The organism is Oerskovia douganii (genome assembly GCF_015142735.1).
GTDB lineage: Bacteria > Actinomycetota > Actinomycetes > Actinomycetales > Cellulomonadaceae > Oerskovia > Oerskovia douganii.
In genome coordinates this window covers 217078-235899 of the sequence record NZ_JACSPN010000003.1, presented here as the reverse complement: position 1 = coordinate 235899, position 18822 = coordinate 217078, and the positions used below count along the sequence as shown (strand labels likewise).

General features: G+C 72.6%; 15 protein-coding genes and 1 riboswitch. Of the genes, 8 read left to right on the top strand and 7 right to left on the bottom strand.

Annotation, left to right across the window (positions count from 1 at the left end; genetic code table 11):
* Positions 1 to 50 precede the first annotated feature (50 nt).
* The 5 genes from H9623_RS04055 to chvE all read right to left on the bottom strand — a co-directional run bounded on the left by H9623_RS04055 (position 51) and on the right by chvE (position 6944).
* A complete protein-coding gene (locus H9623_RS04055) occupies positions 51 to 941 on the bottom strand; it encodes a bifunctional methylenetetrahydrofolate dehydrogenase/methenyltetrahydrofolate cyclohydrolase (protein ID WP_193718771.1) in 891 nt (296 codons plus the stop codon).
* A 108-nt stretch (positions 942 to 1049) separates the two neighbouring features.
* On the bottom strand, positions 1050 to 2336 hold the full coding sequence (glyA, locus tag H9623_RS04050; RefSeq protein WP_193718770.1) for a serine hydroxymethyltransferase: 1287 nt from the start codon (positions 2334 to 2336) through the stop codon (positions 1050 to 1052).
* A 79-nt stretch (positions 2337 to 2415) separates the two neighbouring features.
* Positions 2416 to 2506, bottom strand: a riboswitch (ZMP/ZTP riboswitch).
* A 446-nt stretch (positions 2507 to 2952) separates the two neighbouring features.
* Positions 2953 to 4125 carry a multiple monosaccharide ABC transporter permease gene (mmsB, locus tag H9623_RS04045; RefSeq protein WP_193718769.1) on the bottom strand — a complete coding sequence of 391 codons (1173 nt, stop codon included), beginning with the start codon at positions 4123 to 4125 and terminating at the stop codon, positions 2953 to 2955.
* The gene (gene mmsA / locus H9623_RS04040) at positions 4122 to 5672 is read right to left on the bottom strand and encodes a multiple monosaccharide ABC transporter ATP-binding protein (protein ID WP_193718768.1); all 1551 of its coding nucleotides are present in this window, start codon (positions 5670 to 5672) and stop codon (positions 4122 to 4124) included. Before mmsA ends, mmsB begins: the two co-directional genes overlap by 4 nt.
* 144 nt (positions 5673 to 5816) lie before the next feature.
* A complete protein-coding gene (chvE, locus tag H9623_RS04035) occupies positions 5817 to 6944 on the bottom strand; it encodes a multiple monosaccharide ABC transporter substrate-binding protein (RefSeq protein ID WP_227748161.1) in 1128 nt (375 codons plus the stop codon).
* A 271-nt stretch (positions 6945 to 7215) separates the two neighbouring features.
* Between chvE and H9623_RS04030 the strand changes: the two genes are divergently transcribed.
* From H9623_RS04030 to H9623_RS04005, 6 genes are all read left to right on the top strand, one after another.
* Positions 7216 to 8469: an ROK family transcriptional regulator gene (locus H9623_RS04030; RefSeq protein ID WP_193718766.1), complete on the top strand. Its 1254-nt coding sequence runs from the start codon at positions 7216 to 7218 to the stop codon at positions 8467 to 8469.
* Between the two features lie 85 nt (positions 8470 to 8554).
* Positions 8555 to 9322, top strand: a complete 768-nt coding sequence (locus H9623_RS04025) for an ATP-binding cassette domain-containing protein (protein ID WP_193718765.1) — start codon at positions 8555 to 8557, stop codon at positions 9320 to 9322.
* Between the two features lie 406 nt (positions 9323 to 9728).
* Positions 9729 to 11834, top strand: coding sequence for a glycosyltransferase family 2 protein (locus H9623_RS04020; protein WP_193718764.1), 2106 nt, complete (start codon positions 9729 to 9731; stop codon positions 11832 to 11834).
* On the top strand, positions 11798 to 12166 hold the full coding sequence (locus H9623_RS04015) for an STAS domain-containing protein (protein WP_193718763.1): 369 nt from the start codon (positions 11798 to 11800) through the stop codon (positions 12164 to 12166). The genes H9623_RS04020 and H9623_RS04015 overlap by 37 nt, the downstream gene beginning before the upstream one ends.
* Complete coding sequence (locus H9623_RS04010; protein ID WP_227748106.1) at positions 12166 to 13386, top strand: glycoside hydrolase family 26 protein; 1221 nt, start codon at positions 12166 to 12168, stop codon at positions 13384 to 13386. Before H9623_RS04015 ends, H9623_RS04010 begins: the two co-directional genes overlap by 1 nt.
* A 1-nt stretch (position 13387) precedes the next feature.
* Entirely contained in the window at positions 13388 to 14314 is a 927-nt protein-coding gene (locus tag H9623_RS04005) for a glycoside hydrolase family 16 protein (protein ID WP_321575270.1), read from the top strand.
* A 112-nt stretch (positions 14315 to 14426) separates the two neighbouring features.
* Here the strand turns inward: H9623_RS04005 and H9623_RS04000 are convergent, their stop codons facing one another.
* The gene (locus tag H9623_RS04000; RefSeq protein WP_193718762.1) at positions 14427 to 14945 is read right to left on the bottom strand and encodes a GNAT family N-acetyltransferase; all 519 of its coding nucleotides are present in this window, start codon (positions 14943 to 14945) and stop codon (positions 14427 to 14429) included.
* A gap of 138 nt (positions 14946 to 15083) precedes the next feature.
* On the opposite strand from H9623_RS04000, the gene purU reads away from it, so the two are divergent.
* Entirely contained in the window at positions 15084 to 15983 is a 900-nt protein-coding gene (gene purU / locus H9623_RS03995; protein ID WP_193718761.1) for a formyltetrahydrofolate deformylase, read from the top strand.
* A gap of 123 nt (positions 15984 to 16106) precedes the next feature.
* Here purU and pdxR read toward each other — a convergent pair whose 3' ends face one another.
* Complete coding sequence (gene pdxR / locus H9623_RS03990; RefSeq protein ID WP_193718760.1) at positions 16107 to 17717, bottom strand: MocR-like pyridoxine biosynthesis transcription factor PdxR; 1611 nt, start codon at positions 17715 to 17717, stop codon at positions 16107 to 16109.
* Between the two features lie 80 nt (positions 17718 to 17797).
* Between pdxR and H9623_RS03985 the strand changes: the two genes are divergently transcribed.
* Entirely contained in the window at positions 17798 to 18781 is a 984-nt protein-coding gene (locus H9623_RS03985) for an aldo/keto reductase (protein ID WP_193718759.1), read from the top strand.
* The last annotated feature ends 41 nt before the right edge of the window (positions 18782 to 18822 follow it).

Below are 18822 nucleotides of genomic sequence, written 5' to 3'. Positions count from 1 at the left end.
CCCCCCCCCCCCCCCCCCCCCCCGCCCCGACGTACCGCGGAGCGGGAACCTCAGGCGGTGATCCCCGCGGCGCGCTCGGCCGAGTCGACGACGTTCGCGAGCAGCATCGCGCGGGTCATGGGGCCGACGCCCCCGGGGTTCGGGGAGATCCAGCCCGCGACCTCGGCCACGGCCGGGTCGGCGTCACCGACGACGCGGCTCTTGCCGGTCTCCTCGTCGACCTCGCGCGAGACGCCCACGTCGATCACGACGGCGCCCGGCTTGACCATGTCGCGCGTGATGATGCCCTGGACGCCCGCGGCAGCCACGACGACGTCGGCGCGCCGGACGAGCGAGGCCAGGTCCTGGGTGCCCGTGTGCGTGAGCGTCACGGTCGCGTTGACCGCACGGCGCGTGAGCAGCAGGCCGATCGAGCGGCCCACGGTCACGCCGCGGCCCACGACCACGACCTCCTTGCCCGCGAGCGAGATCCCGTGGCGCTCGACGAGCTCGATGATGCCGCGCGGCGTGCACGGCAGCGGCGACGTGACCTCCTCGTTGACGCGCAGCACGAGGCGGCCGAGGTTGGTCGGGTGCAGGCCGTCGGCGTCCTTGTCGGGGTCGATGAGCTCGAGCACGCGGTTGGTGTCGATGCCCTTGGGCAGCGGGAGCTGCACGATGTACCCCGTGCACGCGGGGTCGTCGTTGAGGCGGCGGACCGCGGCCTCGATCTCCTCCTGCGTGGCCTCGGCCGGGAGGTCCTCGCGGATCGACGCGAGCCCGATCTCGGCGCAGTCACGGTGCTTGCCCGCGACGTACCACTGCGAGCCCGGGTCGTCCCCGACGAGGAGGGTGCCGAGGCCCGGCAGGATGCCGTGCTCGGCGAGGGTCGCGAGGCGGGTCTTGAGCTCGGACTTGATGGCGGCGGCCGTGGCCTTGCCGTCCAGGATCTGTGCGGTCATGGGGGCTCCTCAGGGTCTGGCGGGGGTGAGCACACCGCTGGGTGCGGAGCACCTGTCGCGGATCGGCCGGATCGACGACGGGCGCTCCGCACCCAGCGGGTCACGGGCTTACTGCGACAGACCCGGGTACAGCGGGAAGTCGGCCGTCAGCCTGCTCACGCGAGCGCTCAGGCCCTCGACGTCGGCGCCCGCGCCGGCCTTGAGGGTCGCCGCGATGATCTCCGCGACCTCCGCGAACTCGGTGTCGCCGAAGCCACGCGTCGCGAGCGCGGGCGTGCCGATGCGCAGGCCCGACGTGACACGCGGAGGGCGCGGGTCGAACGGCACGGCGTTGCGGTTCACCGTGATGCCCACGGCGTGCAGGAGGTCCTCGGCCTGCTGGCCGTCGAGCTCCGAGTGGCGCAGGTCCACGAGCACCAGGTGGACGTCCGTGCCGCCCGTGAGGACGGACACGCCCTTCTCGGCGACGTCGGGCTGGGCCAGGCGGTCCGCGATGATGCTCGCGCCGCGCAGCGTGCGCTCCTGGCGGTCCTTGAAGTCGTCCGAGGCGGCGATCTTGAAGGACACGGCCTTCGCGGCGACGACGTGCATGAGCGGGCCGCCCTGCTGACCCGGGAACACCGCGGAGTCGATCTTCTTGGCGTACTCCTCCTTGGAGAGGATGAAGCCCGAGCGGGGGCCGCCGATGGTCTTGTGGACCGTCGAGGACACGACGTCGGCGTAGGGCACCGGGGACGGGTGCAGCCCGGCGGCGACCAGGCCGGCGAAGTGCGCCATGTCGACCCAGAGCTTGGCACCGACCTCGTCCGCGATCTCGCGGAACGCCGCGAAGTCGATGTGGCGCGGGTACGCGGACCAGCCGGCGATGATCACGTCGGGGCGCGTCTCGAGGGCCGTCTTGCGGACCTCGTCCATCTCGATGCGGTAGGACTGCGGGTCCACGCCGTACGCCGAGACGTCGTACAGCTTGCCCGAGAAGTTGATCTTCATGCCGTGCGTGAGGTGGCCGCCGTGCGCCAGCTCGAGGCCGAGGATCTTGTCGCCCTTGTTGATGAGGGCGTGCAGCACGGCCGCGTTCGCGGTCGCGCCCGAGTGCGGCTGGACGTTCGCGTGCTCGGCGCCGAACAGCGACTTGGCGCGCGCGATCGCGAGGTTCTCCGCGACGTCGACCTGCTCGCAGCCGCCGTAGTAGCGGCGGCCCGGGTAGCCCTCGGCGTACTTGTTGGTGAGGACGGAGCCCTGCGCCTGCAGGACCGCGCGCGGCACGAAGTTCTCCGAGGCGATCATCTCGAGGGTGTCGCGCTGGCGCGCGAGCTCTCCGTCGAGGACCGCGGCGATCTCCGGGTCGACCTCGAGCAGGGACTGGTTCAGGACGTTGTCCGGCTGGGCGCTCATGCGTCTCCTTGCGTGTGTCTGCGGATGACGGTCTCGCGGAAAGGCGTGCTCCATCCGGGCACGCTCCCCGCAGGGGGCGACCCGGGGCCCAGGCGAACGACCCGTCGTCTACACAGCATGCCGCTCCCCGGTGGTGATCCACCATCCCCGTCCGTCCCGCGGCCTCCCGGAGGGCGGCGTGCGGGGCGCGGGTGCGCCAGTCGCGACGTGCACGATCCTAGCCCACGTCCGCGGCGCGCGGGAGCGACGGCCGGGTCGTGTCGTCCGGTCACCACGCCGGGGCGGTAGCCCGTCCCTGCCCGACGGCGGAGCGCACCTCGGACGGTCGGGTCACCCCGCCGGGCGGGCCGCCGCCGCGAGACGGGTGCTCCCGCACGAGACGGGCGGTCCGGCACCCGCCCAGGGGCCCGTCTCGTGCCGGACCGCCCGTCTCGTTCAGGCCCGGGCGGCCCCCGCCCCCCCCCCCCCCGGGGGGGGGCCGGGGCGGGGGCCGCCGGCGGCCCCCCGGCCCGCCACGGCGGGGGGGGGGGGTGCGTGCGACCCCCGTCGCCCGCACCCCGCCGGGCGGCGACGCAGGGAACGGTGTGCGCCCTCCCCCTCGTCACCAGGTGCCGGCTCAGGCGAGCGCGGCACGCCTCTTGCTCAGCAGGTCGAACGCGACCGCGAGGAGCAGGACCAGGCCCTTGATCGCCTGCTGCCAGGCGGCGTCGACGGCCATGATCGACAGACCCATGTTGAGCACGCCCATGATGAGCGCACCGATCATCGCGCCGGACACGCGTCCCACACCGCCCGCGACCGCGGTCCCACCGATGAAGCAGGCCGCGATCGCGTCGAGCTCGTAGTTCATGCCCGCCGCAGCCACGCCGGCCCCCGCACGCGACGTCGTGATGACGGCCGCGACCGCCGCGAGGACGCCCATGTTGACGAAGATGCCGAAGTCGACCCGGCGCGAGTTGACGCCCGACAGGACCGCGGCGTGACGGTTCCCGCCGATCGCGTAGATGTGCCGGCCGAACACGCTGCGGTTGAGGACGAACGAGTACGCGATGATGAGGACGCCGACGATGAGCAGCACGATCGGGGTGCCGCCCGAGCTGAGCGACAGCCAGTACGTCACGACGCCGATGAGCACCGCAGCCAGGACGATCTTGACGACGAACGCGGGCATCGGCTCGACCGCGAGCTCGTGACGACGCAGCGACATCCGCGAGCGCCACTGCGCGACGGCGAACGCCACGATCCCGATCGCGCCGATCACGAGCGTCACGACGTCGAGGTCGCCCACGAACCCGAACCAGTTGGGCACCGACCCGTTGCTGATCCCGATGAACCCGGCGGGCAGGCCCGCGACCGTGGTGCCGACCAGGACGATCGCCAGACCACGGAAGATCAGCATGCCCGCGAGCGTCACGATGAACGCCGGTATCCCGACGTACGCGACCCAGAAGCCCTGCCACATCCCGACGAGCGCACCGACCCCGAGGGACAGGACGACCGCCAGGAGCCACGGCAGCTCCCACTGGCTCATCATGATGGCGCACAGCCCGCCGACGAACGCGACGACCGAACCGACCGACAGGTCGATGTGCCCGGCCACGATCACCATGACCATGCCGATCGCCAGGATCATCACGTAGGCGTTCTGCTGGATGAGGCTCGCGACGTTGTTCGGGTACAGCAGGCGCCCGTCCGTGAGGACCTGGAACAGCAGGACGATCACGAGCAGTGCCGCGACGATGCCGTACTGGCGGACGTTGCGGCCGAGGTATTCCCTGACGGCGTTCATCGGACGTCGACTCCCTTGTCCATGGTCATGTAGTGCATCAGTGCTTCCTGGGTGGCGTCGGCTCGCGCCACCTCGCCGGTGATCCGGCCCTGGCTCATCGCGTAGACGCGGTCGCACAGGCCGATGAGCTCGGGGAGCTCGGAGGAGATGACGATCACGGCCTTGCCGGCGTCGGCGAGGGCGTTGATGATCGCGTAGATCTCGTACTTGGCACCCACGTCGATGCCACGGGTCGGCTCGTCGAGGATGAGGACGTCCGGGTCGGAGTACACCCACTTCGACAGGACGACCTTCTGCTGGTTCCCGCCCGAGAGCTTGCCCGCGACGGCCTCGACCGTGGGCGCCTTGATGCGGAAGTCCGTGCGGTAGCGCTCGGCGACCTGCGTCTCGGCCTGCGAGTCGACGACGCCCCAGCGGGACACCTTGCCCAGGGCCGAGGCCGAGATGTTCTCCCGGATCGTCTGGATGAGGTTGAGTCCGTACCGCTTGCGGTCCTCGGTCGCGTAGGCCAGCCCGTGCCCGATCGCCTCGGCGACGTTGCGGGTCCTGATCGGCGATCCGTTCTTGAGGACCGTCCCGGAGATCCGGGAGCCGTACGAGTGGCCGAACACGCTCATCGCGAGCTCGGTGCGCCCGGCTCCCATGAGGCCGGCCATGCCCACGATCTCGCCCGCGCGCACGAACAGGTTCGCGTGGTCGACGACGACGCGCTCGGTGTCGATCGGGTGGTGGACCGTCCAGTCCTCGATGCGCAGGACCTCCTCGCCGATCGTCGGCTCGTGGTCCGGGAAGCGGCTGTCGAGCGAGCGACCGACCATGCCGCGGATGATGCGGTCCTCGGTCACGGGCTCGTCACCGTGCAGGTCGAGGGTCTCGATCGTCGCGCCGTCGCGGAGGATGGTCACGCGGTCGGCGATCGCGGCGATCTCGTTGAGCTTGTGGCTGATGATGATGCAGGTGATCCCGTGGCTGCGGAACTCGTCGATCAGCTTGAGGAGGTGGGCGCTGTCCTCGTCGTTGAGCGCCGCGGTGGGCTCGTCGAGGATGAGCAGGTCCACGCGCTTGGACAGCGCCTTGGCGATCTCGACGAGCTGCTGCTTGCCGACGCCGATGTCCATGGCCTTGGTCGCGGGGTTCTCGGACAGCCCCACGCGCTCGAGCAGGGCCGCGGCCTCGCTCGTGGTGCGGTGCCAGTCGACGACGCCCGCGGTCGCCTTCTCGTTGCCGAGGAAGATGTTCTCCGCGATCGACAGGTGCGGCACGAGCGCCAGCTCCTGGTGGATGATGACGATCCCGCGGGCCTCGCTGTCCCGGATGGTCCTGAACTCGCACGCCTCGCCGTCCATGACGATCGTGCCGTCGTACGTGCCGTGCGGGTAGACGCCCGACAGCACCTTCATCAGGGTCGACTTCCCGGCCCCGTTCTCCCCGCAGATCGCGTGGACCTCGCCGCGGCGCACGTCCAGCGTGACGTCCTGCAGGGCCTTGACGCCGGGGAACTCCTTGGTGATCCCCCGCATCTCGAGGATGTTGCTCTCGCTGGCCATGGGTCAGCTCCTCACTCGTCCGTTCCTTCTCGACGGCCCGTCACCGCGGTGGTGCCGCGGCGACGGGCCGTCGCCCGTCCTGCTGCGCGTGGCGTGGGGCGGCCCCGGGGAACGGTGCCCCGGGGCCGGGCACGCCACGTCGGGTCAGAGGCCGAGCTTGTCGGCCGTGTAGAAGCCGGAGTCGACGAGCGACGTCTGGACGGTGTCCGCGGTGACGACCTGCGGGTCGAGGAGGAACGACGGCACGACCTTGACGCCGTTGTCGTAGGTCTCGGTGTCGTTGACCTCGACCTCTTCGCCCTCGACGATCTGCCCGACCATCTTGGCGACCTGGTCGCCGAGCGTACGGGTGTCCTTCCAGACCGTCATGGCCTGCTTGCCCGCGAGCATGTTCTTGACGTTGGCCTCGTCGGCGTCCTGGCCCGTGACGAGCGGCCAGCCCGCGCCGACCGCGTAGCCGCTGCCCTCGAGCGCCTGCTCGATGCCGAGCGCGAGCGAGTCGTTGGGCGACAGGACGACGTTGACCTTCTTGTCCGTGTAGAACGAGTTGAGGCGGTTCTCCATCTCGGACTGGGCCTTGGCGGACTCCCAGCCCTGGATGCCGATCGTGGTCCAGTCGTCGACCGTGGCGGGCGCCTTGCCCGAGGGCACGACGAGCTGGCCCGACTCGACGTAGGGGGTCAGGACGTCCCAGGCACCCTTGAAGAAGAAGCGGGCGTTGTTGTCGTCGGGCGACCCGGCGAAGGGCTCGAGGTTGAACGGACCGGCGTTGCCCTCGAGGCCGAGCGTCTCGACGATGAACTCGCCCTGGAGCGTGCCGACCTTCTCGTTGTCGAACGTCGCGTAGTAGTCGACGTGCTCGGAGTCGTTGATGAGGCGGTCGTACGCGATGACCGGGATCTCCTCCTTGGCCGCGGCGTCGAGGACCGGGCCGAGGGCCGTGCCGTCGATCGAGGCGATCACCAGGACGTCGGCGCCCTGGTTGATCATGTTCTGGAGCTGGGTGATCTGCTGGTCGACCTTGTTGTCCGCGTACTGCAGCGTGGTCTCGTAGCCGGAGCCGGCGAGGAGCTCCTCGAGGTGGGCCCCGTCGTTGTTCCAGCGCTCGAGGCTCCGGGTCGGCATCGCGATGCCGATCAGGGGCGTGTCGCCGCCTCCGGTCTCGTCGCCACCGGACTCCCCACCCGAACGCTCGGAGCTGCAGGCCGTGAGGGCACCGAACAGCAGAGTCACTCCGGCAGCGGCCGCGACCGCCTTGCGCATAGACGTCATCGTCATTCCCTTTCGTCTTCGAACCAGGGGCGGGCCTCGGCTGTGAGACCCGGGATGCCTCCGAGCCGCGGAACGGGTCCGCGTCGCCTCGGTCGGCACTGCAGCGAAACTAGCCAGCCTTGAGTTAGAGCGTCAAGCGCAGTAACCAGTTCGTGACCTAATTGTGTTCGAGACTCAAACACAGAGTGGGAGCGATGCCACGCCGCCGGCGGTCAGGAACCGCCGTGTCGCACCGATTCTCCGGCCTTCACCAGCGTGTACTCTGCTGCCTGTGAACAACGACCGGTCCACGCCCGGCTCGCAGACCTCACTCCGAGAAGCGAACCGAACACGCATCGTGGATGCGGTGAAACGCTACGGCGGCCTCACCCAGGTCGAGCTCGCCGAGGCCACGGGGCTGTCCACCGCGACGGTCTCCACCATCGTCAAGGAGCTGACCCAGGCAGGGGTCGTCGACACCCGACCCACCTCCCGCTCGGGTCGCCGGGCGCTCAAGGTGACCCTCGCACGTCAGCTCGGCCTCGTCGCCGGCATCCAGTTCGGCCACCGCCACCTCAAGGTCGCGCTGGGCGACTTCGGGCGCACGATCGTCGCCGAGCAGCAGATGCCGCTGCCCGTGGACCACCGCGTCGACACGGGCCTCGACCGTGCCGCGCTGCTCGTCATGGACCTCCTGGAACGTGTCGGCGCCTCGACCGACGAGCTCCTGACGGTCGGCATGGCCCTCCCCGCCCCCGTCGACATCTCGACGGGGATGATCTCGGTGCGCGGCGTCATGCGCGGCTGGGACGACCTGCACGTCGGCCAGGTCATGTCCAAGCGCCTGGCACGCCCCGTCGTCGTCGACAACGACGCCAACCTCGCAGCTCTCGCCGAGGCCGAGCTCGGCGCCGCACGCGCCTACCGCGACTCGGTGTTCGTGCGGGTCTCGTACGGGACCGGGGCCGGCGTCGTCGTCGGCGGGAACGTCCATCGCGGCTACGCGGGCACGGCCGGCGAGATCGGGCACATCCAGGTGGACCCCGCGGGCCCCATCTGCCGCTGCGGCAACCGCGGCTGCCTCGACACGGTCGTGGGCTCGAACGCCCTGCTCGACCTGCTGCGCACGAGCCACGGCGACCTCACGCTGCGCGACGTCATCGCCCGCGCGCTCGACGGCGACCCGGGGTGCCGGCGCGTGGTCGCGGACGCGGGAGACCGCATCGGCATCGCGGTCGCGACGCTCGCGAGCGCCATGAACCCCCAGGTCGTCGTCGTGGGGGGCGAGCTCGCCGAGACCGGGGAGATCCTCGCCGGTCCGCTGCGCGACGCGCTCCGGCGCCACCTCGTCCCCAACACGATCGCGCCGGTCGAGGTCGTGCTCTCCGAGCTCGGCGCCCGCGCCGAGGTCATGGGCGCGCTCGCGCTCGCCCTGCAGTCGACCGACGTCGCGAGCGACGTACGCCTCGCGCCGGGCGCGCCGGGCCCCCTGGGGGTCGTCGCCGCCGGGGACCAGGGCCCCACCTCGCAGGGGGACCGCCCATGACCACGACCGCAGCAACGCCTCGCCACGACGACGTGGCGGGCACGACGGCGTCCTCGGACGCCCGAGCACGAACAGGTGACACGACGTGAGCAGCCCCACCCTCCCCGCCCTGTCGTTGCACGGCATCGACAAGTCCTTCGGCGCCGTCCGCGCCCTCGAGGGGATCGACCTCGAGGTGCACCGCGGCGAGGTCGTCGCCCTCGTCGGCGACAACGCCGCCGGCAAGTCGACTCTCGCCAAGGTCATCGCGGGCGTCCTGACCCCGGACGCGGGCATCATCGAGTCCGACGGCGTCCCCGTCACCATCCCGAACCCGGCGGCCGCGCACGCGCTCGGCATCGCGACGGTCTTCCAGGACCTCGCGCTGTGCGACAACCTCGACGTCGTGTCCAACCTCTACCTGGGGCGCGAGCTGCGGCACGGACCGCGCCTCGACGAGGCCGCGATGGAGGAGAACGCACGCCGGATCCTGCGCGACCTCACGTCCCGCATCCCCTCGGTGCGCACGCTCGTCTCCGACCTGTCGGGCGGGCAGCGCCAGAGCGTCGCGATCGCCCGCACGCTCCTGGGCGCCCCGCGCATCGTGGTGCTCGACGAGCCCACGGCCTCGCTGTCCGTGTCGCAGACCGCCGAGGTCCTCACGCACATCGAGCGCCTGCGCGACCTGGGCCACGCCGTGGTCCTCATCAGCCACAACATGACCGACGTGCGCGCGGTCGCGGACCGGATCGAGGTGCTGCGCCACGGGCGCAACAACGGCTCGTTCTCCGGTCCCGGCACGAGCTACGAGGAGATCATCGCGGCGATCACGGGAGCGGTCGCCGCCCCGCGCCGGGTGGCGCGCCTGGCCTGACGGCCCGTGCACGAGCCGTCGGGCACGTCCGCGAGCGCCGTACGGGCCCGAGCGCCGCACGTCCGCGAGCACCGCGCGTGACGTCCGCGTGAACGCGGCGTCAGCCCGTGCGACCTCGCGTTACCACCGGGTTGCCGACGTGTGGAGATGTGGGCGCACATCGGACGGAGCGCGCATACCGGGCACCGTACGGCTTCCCCGCGGACTTCACCCGCTCTAGATTCGGAGCACGACACCGCAGGAGGTCCCGCTCCACCGGACCACCGGTCGTCGTGACAGGCACGCAGGGGTGTCACTGCCCGTCCCGACGTCATCGCCGCCGCCGCTCCCGAGCCGTCGTGCGCGCACCGTGCCGCCCGTCGACCCGATCTGTCTCGTCGTCGCACGTCGTCCGGCGGAGGTACGCATGGGTAGCAGCAGACTGGCCGCGGTCCGGGTCCTGGCCGTGGTCGCGGTGGCCTTCGGCCTCGTCTACATCGGGTGGCGGTGGACGGGCACGGTGGCGTGGGACGCGTGGTGGGTCGCGGTCCCCCTGGTCCTGGCCGAGACGTACAGCCTGGGCGAGACCGTGCTGTACGCCCTGACCATGTGGAACGCGAGGCGTCGTGCGCCCGCTCCCCCGGCGCCCGAGGGCCTGAGCGTCGACGTGTTCGTCACGACGTACGACGAGCCCGTGGACCTGGTGCTGCGGACCGCGATCGCGGCGCGCGACATGACCTACCCGCACGCGACGTGGATCCTCGACGACGGCAACCGGACGGAGCTCGAGGTCGCGGCGTCCCGGGTGGGCGTCGGGTACGTCACGCGCGGTCCCGAGTGGGAGGGGCGACCGCGGTTCGCCAAGGCGGGCAACGTCAACAACGCGCTGTTCCGCACGAGCGGTGACCTCGTGGCGATCCTCGACGCCGACCAGGTGCCCGAGCCGCGGTTCCTCGACCGGGTCCTGGGGTACTTCGAGGACGAGGAGGTCGCGTTCGTCCAGACGCCGCAGCACTTCTGGAACGTGCCGCCGAACGACCCGCTGGGCACGCAGGCCGAGCTGTTCTACGGCCCGATCCAGCAGGGCAAGGACGGGTGGGGGGCCGCGTTCTTCTGCGGTTCGAACGCGGTGCTGCGCCGGGAGGCGCTCATGGCGCTGGGGCTGACCCGGTTCTCCCGGGACGCGCGCGGGTCGATGCGCGCCGCGCTGCGGGCGGGTCGGTCGCGGCTCCAGGACCTCCTGAGCCAGCTCGCGGTGCGCGAGCCCGCTGCCATGCCGGTGGCCGAGCAGGCGCTGGCCGCGGTGCGCCGGGCCGAGGGCCAGTTCCGGCGGGGCGACGTGCTCGCCGAGATCACCGCGGAGCTCCGGTCGGCCTTCGCGGCGGCCCTCGCCCCGGCACGTACCTCGCGGGCTCCGGGGGCGCCGGCCGGGAGCGCCCCGGGCCGGTCGACGTCGGCACCGGTCCCCCAGCCCCTGCCCGAGGACGTCGCGGGCGACCTGCTGCGCGAGCTCGACGGGGTCCTCGAGCTGGTCGACGTGGCCCGCACGGACCAGGCGCTGACGATCAACCCGCTCGACACGACCACCATCACCGAGGACATGGCGACCGCGATGCACCTGCACGCGATGGGGTGGACGAGCGTCTACCACCACGAGGTGCTGGTCCGGGGGCTGGCTCCCGAGGACGTCGGGACGGCGCTGTCGCAGCGGCTGCGCTGGGCGACGGGCTCCATGCAGGTGTTCTTCCGGGACAACCCGCTGCTGGTCCGGGGGCTCTCGCTGGCCCAGCGGCTCATGTACCTGGGCACCATGACGAGCTACCTGAGCGGGTTCACGGCGCTGGTGTACCTGGCCGCGCCGGTGCTCTTCCTGACGGCGGGCGTCTTCCCGCTGCACGCCGACCCCACCCTGTTCTTCCTGCACTTCCTCCCGTTCTTCGTCGCGTGCCAGCTCCTGTTCCAGGTCTCGGGCCGGGGCAGCCGGGGGTTGTGGCGCGGGCAGCAGATGTCCTTCGCGCTGTTCCCCACGTGGATCGCGGCGACGCTGTCCGGGGCGTCCGCGGTGTTCCTCGGTCGGCACGTCGCCTTCTCGGTCACGTCGAAGACCAAGCAGGCGACGGGCACGGGCTTCCGGCACGTGCTGCCGCAGGTCGTCGTGACCGTGGTCCTGCTCGTGGCCTCGGCGGTCGGGGTGGCCCGCATGGTCGCGAGCGAGGCCTCGGCGCCGGCGACGTTCCTGACCCTGGGCTGGGTCGCGGTCGACCTGGCCCTCCTGTCCGCCGCGCTGCGTGCAGCGCGGTACACGGGTCCCGGTGCCGTCGTGGACCCGGTTCCCCCGTCCGTCGCGCTCCTCGCTGCCCAGGCCGTGGGCGACGCGCTCGACCGTCCTGACGGCGTCGCCGTCGGTGCTGCGGCGGGCGACGACCGCGCGGCTCTCCTCGACCCGACGCCTCTCTCGCTCGACCTCACCGTCCGCAACGTCCCCAGGAGCTCCCCATGGCCTCGTTCGTCAGCGCACCCGACCTCACCCTGACCCACCCCGTCACGAACGTCGATCTCCCGTCCGGCGGGCGGCTCGACGCCGCCGCGGTCCTGTCCCTGCGCGCACCGGTCGCCTCGGCCGTGGCCGACGGCCCGGTCCTCGTCCTGCTCGACGTCTCGGGGGTCGACGGCGTGTCGCCGTCGGGCGTCGCGGGCCTGCTGGACCTGCTGCGCGTGGCCCGCTCACGCGGGGGCGACCTGCGCCTCCACGGCGCCTCGGCGGCTCTGCAGCACGCCTTCACGATGCTGGGCCTCGACGCGGTGACGCGTATCTACGGCGGCCACGACGAGGCGCGCGGTCTCCTCGCGCCCCGGGCCTCCTGATGACGTTCTACCTGCCCGGCTCCGGCGGGCGGCGCCGGCGCCCCGGCGTCGTGACCCCCGTCGTGGTCATGCTGCTGGGCGTCGGGGCGGTCGGTGCGGGGTTCGCGGTGGCCGGGCCGAGCGCCTCGCCGGACGCGTCCGTGGCGGAGGCCTGCACGGCGGACGCGGCCGGGGTCGTGCCCGACGACGGCACGCTGCTGGGCGTCAACCTCGACTGGGCGGCCGAGACCCTCGAGGAGCACCGGACGAACCTGGGGCACGCCCCGGCGGTCGCGGTGCAGTTCTCCGACGTCCCCTACGACCGGGCGACCTGGGAGCACACGGTCAGCGCGGTCACCCAGATGAAGGCCAACGGGGGTGTACTGCTCCTGACCCTCGAGCCGCACGCGGGGCTCGCGGCCATGAGCGACGACGTGATCGCGACGCTCGCCGACGACCTGCGGGACGTCAACGAGCAGGGCGTCGCGGTCGTGCTGCGGTTCGCGCACGAGATGAACGGGTCGTGGTACGCGTGGGGCCAGCAGCCGACGGCGTACGTCGAGACGTTCCGTCGGGTCGCGGCCGCGGTCCACGCCGAGGCGCCGGGCACGGCCATGATGTGGGCGCCCAACTACGGCGGCGGGTACCCGTTCACGGGCGGGCAGTTCGCGGCGCTCGCCGGGTCCGCCGACTACGCGGCGCTCGACACCGACGGCGACGGGACGGTCACCATGTCGGACGACAGCTATCTCCCGTACTTCCCCGGGGACGACGCCGTGGACTGGGTCGGGGTCTCGCTGTACCACTGGGGCAACCAGCGCCCGTGGGGCAACAACGAGGTCCCCGAGGACGGCAAGTTCCTCGCGATGCTCACGGGCACGTACGTGGGCACGGCCGGGGACGACGCGGCGGTGCCGGACTTCTACACGGTGTACGGCGTCGAGCACGACCACCCGGTGGCCGTCCCGGAGACCGCCGCGATCTACACGCCCTCGCGAGGCGGTGCCGCCGAGCTCGACATCAAGCGGGCCTGGTGGCGCCAGGTGTTCTCGTCCGAGACCCACGAACGGTTCCCGCAGCTCAAGATGGTCAACTGGTTCGAGTGGGACAAGTACGAGATCGAGATCGACGACGGCGTCGACTGGCGGGCCGCGGGGGCGCCGGACGTGCGGGACGCGTTCGTCGCCGACCTCCCGTCGTGGCTGCGCTACGCCGAGGACGTCTCGACCTGCGAGGAGTGACGTGCGAGCGACCCTGCACCCAGCCTCGCCCCGGGCACCGCACCGCGCCCTCCTGCTCGTCGCCGCGGTCGTCGTCGCGGGCCTGTGCGCCCTGGTGGCGACCGCCGTCCGGCCGTCGGGCTCGGACTCCGTGTCGGCGGCGCCCGTCATGGGGCCACCGCCGGGGCCCCTGACCTGGTCCGACGAGTTCGACGGTGCGGCCGGCGCCCCGCCGGACCCCGCCCGCTGGCGCCTCGAGACGGGCGGCAGCGGGTGGGGCAACGGCGAGCTGCAGTACTACACCGACAGCCCGAGCAACGCCTCGACCGACGGCGAGGGCCACCTCGTCATCACGGCCCGCCGGGAGAACCCCGCCGACTACCGGTGCCACTACGGGCGCTGCGAGTACACGTCTGCCCGGCTCATCACGGCGGACCGCTTCGCCCAGCAGCACGGCCGCTTCGAGGCGCGCCTCAGGATCCCGGGAGGGCAGGGGACGTGGCCCGCGTTCTGGATGCTGGGGCAGGACATCTTCGGGTCCGAGCCGTGGCCCGCGAGCGGCGAGATCGACGTCATGGAGAACGTGGGCAAGGAGCCGGGCACCGTGTGGGGCAGCCTGCACGGTCCCGGGTACTCGGGCGCGGACGCGATCCACGCGTCGACCACGCTCCCCGACGGCGAGCGGTTCGCGGACGGCTTCCACACCTTCACGGTCGACTGGGCCCCGGGAGCGATCACCTGGTACGTCGACGGCGTCGAGTACTCACGCCGGACCCCCGACGACACGAGCGGCGATCCCTGGGTGTTCGACGACCCGTTCTTCCTGCTCCTCAACCTCGCCGTCGGCGGTGACTGGCCCGGCCCGCCCGACGAGAGCACCCCGCTGCCCGCGCGCATGGTCGTCGACCACGTCCGGGCGTACGCGTGGGAGGCGGGCGGGACGCCCTGAGCCTCGTGGCACCCGCGCGACGCCTGCCCACGGGGGCGCGCTGCGCCGTCGGGCCGTGGGGACGCAGCGAGGCGTGCCCCCCGAGGGGGACGCGCCTCGCACGCGTGGGGTCTCAGTCCTGCCCGACGGCGTCGCTCGCGTTGCGTGCCTCGGCCTCGCCCAGGATGCGGCGCAGGTAGGTGTACGTGAGGTCGCCCGCGGCCTTGTCGTACTGCTCCTCGTAGCCGTGACGCGTGTACAGCTCGAGGTTCTGCTTGGAGTCCTTGCCCGTGAAGACCCAGATCTCCGTGGTCTCCTCCGGCAGGTGCGGGAGCACCGCGAACAGCATCTGCGTGCCGATCCCGCGCCCCTGCAGGTCCGGGGCCACCGCGAGCCGGCCGAGCGTGGCCTTGCCGCCCTCGAGCTCGACGCGCACCGACCCGACCAGGCGCGGACCCTGCCACGCCCCCAGCGTGATGACGCCCTTGGTCGCCAGGTCGGCCTTGAGCTCGGCGAGCGTCTGCGTCAGCGGCGGGATGTTGGGGTCCCCGTAGAGCTGCGCCTCGGTGACGAACGCTGCCCGGCGGAGCGTGAGGAGCTCGCCCGCGTGCTCCTCCGTGACGAGGTCCATGGTCATCGGCGTGTCGGTCATGGTCCCATCGTGTCAGAAACGGGCGGTGCCGACGTGCACGTCCGTGGGTGGAACCGTGGCCGTCTCACGGGGCCCGTCCCCGGCCCCGCTCCCTGGACGGGTCCGGGACCAGGCGCGGGCCCGGGCTACCCTGGGACCGTGTCCAGCACCCCTTCGTCGAACGCCGCCGCCCCGGGCGCGCCCGTGGCGTCCAGCCCCACCCACTGGGTCCTCACGCTGTCCTGCCCGGACCGTCCGGGGATCGTCCACGCCGTCACCGGGACGCTCGCCGAGCACGGCGGCAACATCACCGAGTCGCAGCAGTTCGGCGACCCGCTGTCAGGGCTGTTCTTCATGCGGGTCCAGGTCGAGTCGGCCGCGTCTCGCGAGGAGCTCGAGGCCGCCCTGGCCCCCGTCGTGGAGGCGTTCGGCATGACGTGGAACCTCGACGTCGTCGGACGGCGCGTGCGGACGCTCGTCATGGTGTCCAAGGCCGCGCACTGCCTCGTGGACCTGCTGTACCGCGAGCGCTCGCAGGGCATGCCGATCGAGGTCGTGGGCGTCGTGGGCAACCACCGCGACCTCGAGGACATCGCCGCGTTCTACGGCAAGCCCTTCCACCACGTGCCGGTCACGCGCGACACCAAGGCCGCCGCGGAGGACCGCCTGCGCGAGCTCGTGGCCGAGCTCGACGTCGAGCTCGTCGTGCTCGCGCGCTACATGCAGATCCTGTCGGACGAGCTGTGCCGTGAGCTCTCCGGCCAGGTCATCAACATCCACCACTCGTTCCTGCCGAGCTTCAAGGGCGCCCGCCCCTACGCCCAGGCGCACGACCGCGGCGTCAAGCTCATCGGCGCCACGTCGCACTACGTCACGGGCGACCTCGACGAGGGGCCGATCATCGAGCAGGACGTCGAGCGCGTCGACCACTCGCGGGCGGTCGAGGACCTCGTGGCCCTGGGTGAGGACGTCGAGCGCCGGACGCTCGCGCGGGCCGTTCGCTGGCACGCCGAGCACCGCGTGCTGCTCGACGGGCACCGCACGATCGTCTTCCGCTGACCCCGCCCCGCCGACGCGCGTCGAGAGTGCAGCCCGTGCTGTCCTGAGCCTGGTTCGACGACCTGGGCTGCACGCTCGGTGCAGGCGCCGCGCGAGCCGGCGTGCCGCTGCCGCGCTCGGCGCCTAACGACCCCGCCCTGCGGCCCGCACCGCGGCCGCGAGCCGGGCCACCGCCTGCTCGACGCGCGCGTCCGCGAGGTTGCCGTACCCGACGACGAGCCGGTCGTGCCCGTCCTCCCACGTCGGCGCGGCCGTCGCCCGGTACCGCTCGATCGCCGCGACGTTCACCTCGCGCAGCGCCGCCTCCCGCACCACGTCCGCGGCGACGACGCCGGGCGGCAGCGTGACCACGGCGTGCATGCCCGCGGCGATCCCCGTGACGCCCGCCCCCGGCAGCGCGGACCCGAGCGCGGCCACGAGCGCCTCGCGGCGGTGGCGGAACCGCCCGCGCGCAGCGCGCAGGTGCCGCTCGTACGCGCCCGAGACCAGGAACCGGGTGAGCGCGAGCTGGTCGATCGTCGACGGCCCGGCGCCGCCCCGGTCGACGACCTGGTCCCGCCACCCCGGCGGCAGCACCGCCCACCCGAGCCCGAACGCGGGGGACATCGTCTTGCTGAGCGACCCCAGGAGCATGACGCGGTCGGGCGCGAGCCCCTGCATCGCGGCCACGGGGCGGCGGTCGTAACGGAACTCGGCGTCGTAGTCGTCCTCGACGACCACGCCGTCGACGTCACGCGCCCAGCGCACGAGGGCCTCCCGGCGCCCCGGCGACAGGGCGGCACCTGTGGGGAACTGGTGGGCGGGCGTCACGAGCACGGCGCGCGCCCCCGTTCGGCGCGACGCCGCGAGGAGCGCGTCGAGGTCGATCCCGTCCTCGTCGACCGGCACGGGCACGGGCGTGAGCCCGGCGGCCGCGGACGTCTCGCGCAGGCGCGACCAGCTCGGGTCCTCGACGAGGAGCGCCCGGTGCCCGGCCCGGTGCAGCGCGCCGGCGATCCGCCGCATCGCGTCGTCGGCGCCGTGGGTCACGACGACGTCGCCCGCGCCCGCACGCACGTGCCGGGCCCGGGCGAGGTAGGCCGCGAGCGCCACCCGCGTCGCGGGATGGCCGGCTCGGTCGGGGGCGGCGAGGTCGGCATCGGGAGCCTCGGCGAGGGCCTCGCGCAGCGCACGGACCCAGGCGGTGCGCGGCACGTGCCGCAGGTCGGGCACGCCGGGCCCCAGGTCGTACGGCGCCCGGGCACCGCTCCCCCGGCCCGACGGCGTCGCGCGGGTCCCCGCACCCGTCACCGGGGCTTCGGTCCGCTCGCCCGGGCCGACGGTGGCACCGGCGAGGGGACGCGGTCCGTCACCCTGCCGCGGGGTGTGATCGGTCCGCACGTCGACCCGGGCCGTGGGCGCCACCCGGGTCCCGGACCCCGTCCGTGACTCGAGGAACCCCTCGGCGACGAGCTGGCCGTAGGCCTCGGTCACGACCCAGCGCGAGGTCCCCAGGGTCTCGGCGAGCACGCGGCTCGGCGGCAGGGCGGCGCCGGGCGGGACTCTTCCCGCGTGGACGGCTGCCCGCACCGCGTCCCCGAGCCGGGCATGGAGCGGCCCGGGCCCCTCGCCCAGGTCGAGGATCGTCTCCCAGGCGAGCGCCGTCGTCGGGCCGGGGCGGTCCGGGCCGGACGAACGAGGCGGACGGGGCGCGCTCGTCCCGCGGCGGGGCGAATTGGTCTGGTCGACTACCATGTCAATGGACCGTACACCCAGGCCGCTCGCCTTCTAGCGTGGAGGACGTCAACCAGTCGCACTCTTCGCAGGAGACCACCATGCGCTACCGCACCCTCGGCGACGGCCGGACGTCGTTCGACGTCAGCACGCTGTGCCTCGGCACCATGAACATGGGCACCCTGACGGACGAGGAGACCTCGTTCGCGATCCTCGACCGCTACGTCGAGGCCGGAGGGACGTTCCTCGACACGGCCAACAACTACAGCTACTGGGCAGGCGGGCAGGGGCGCGACAGCGAGGACCTGATCAGCCGCTGGCTCACGAGCCGCGGGGCGCGGGGCCAGGTCCGCATCGCGACCAAGCTCGGCGCGGCCAAGAAGGATCCCGCGCTGCCGCTGTCCAACACTCCCCCGACCAACTTCCAGGGCCTGGCGGCCGAGACCGTCGCGCGGGAGGCGTACGAGAGCCTGCGCCACCTGGGCGTCGACCGGCTCGACGTCCTCTACGGGCACGTCGACGACCTGGACACCCCGCTCGCGGAGACCGTCGGCGCGTTCGGCAAGCTCCAGGCAGAGGGCGTCGTCGGCATCTCGGGGATCTCGAACGTCGCGCTGTGGCGCGTGGTCGAGGCCCGCGAGGAGGCCTTGCGCCAGGGTGTCGCACCCTACGGACTGGTCCAGGAGCAGCTCAGCTACCTCTACCCGACCCCCGACCCCGACCGGCACAACTGGGCCTCGCCCGAGCTGCTCGACTACGCACGCTCGACGGGGAGCGACGAGCGCCCGCCGCTCGCGGTCACGGCCTACTCACCGCTCCTGCAGGGGGCCATGGTGCGCGACGACAAGGAGCTGTGGGAGGGCTACGGGCACCCGACGTCGCTCGAGCGTCGGCGTGTGCTGCACGACGTCGCGCGGCAGGTCGGCGCGACGCCGAACCAGGTCGCGCTCGCGTGGCTGCTCGGCGGTCCGGTGCCGGTGATCCCCGTGATCGGGCCCAGCACGGTCGCACAGCTCGACGAGCTGCTCGGCGCCGCGGACCTCGACCTCGACGCGGAGGTGCGGGCGCGGCTCGACGCGGTCTGACGAGGGTGCCGAACCCGAGGTCGGTCAGGCTGCTGGAGCCA

Excerpts from the sequence above, each read along its gene's own strand:
- H9623_RS04055 (WP_193718771.1), bottom strand. The coding sequence starts at position 941 with ATGACCGCACAGATCCTGGACGGCAAGGCCACGGCCGCCGCCATCAAG.
- mmsA (WP_193718768.1), bottom strand. The coding sequence starts at position 5,672 with ATGGCCAGCGAGAGCAACATCCTCGAGATGCGGGGGATCACCAAGGAG.
- pdxR (WP_193718760.1), bottom strand. The coding sequence starts at position 17,717 with ATGGTAGTCGACCAGACCAATTCGCCCCGCCGCGGGACGAGCGCGCCC.
- mmsB (WP_193718769.1), bottom strand. The coding sequence starts at position 4,125 with ATGAACGCCGTCAGGGAATACCTCGGCCGCAACGTCCGCCAGTACGGC.
- glyA (WP_193718770.1), bottom strand. The coding sequence starts at position 2,336 with ATGAGCGCCCAGCCGGACAACGTCCTGAACCAGTCCCTGCTCGAGGTC.
- chvE (WP_227748161.1), bottom strand. The coding sequence starts at position 6,944 with ATGACGTCTATGCGCAAGGCGGTCGCGGCCGCTGCCGGAGTGACTCTG.
- H9623_RS04020 (WP_193718764.1), top strand. The coding sequence starts at position 9,729 with ATGGGTAGCAGCAGACTGGCCGCGGTCCGGGTCCTGGCCGTGGTCGCG.
- H9623_RS04010 (WP_227748106.1), top strand. The coding sequence starts at position 12,166 with ATGACGTTCTACCTGCCCGGCTCCGGCGGGCGGCGCCGGCGCCCCGGC.
- H9623_RS04015 (WP_193718763.1), top strand. The coding sequence starts at position 11,798 with ATGGCCTCGTTCGTCAGCGCACCCGACCTCACCCTGACCCACCCCGTC.
- H9623_RS03985 (WP_193718759.1), top strand. The coding sequence starts at position 17,798 with ATGCGCTACCGCACCCTCGGCGACGGCCGGACGTCGTTCGACGTCAGC.
- H9623_RS04000 (WP_193718762.1), bottom strand. The coding sequence starts at position 14,945 with ATGACCGACACGCCGATGACCATGGACCTCGTCACGGAGGAGCACGCG.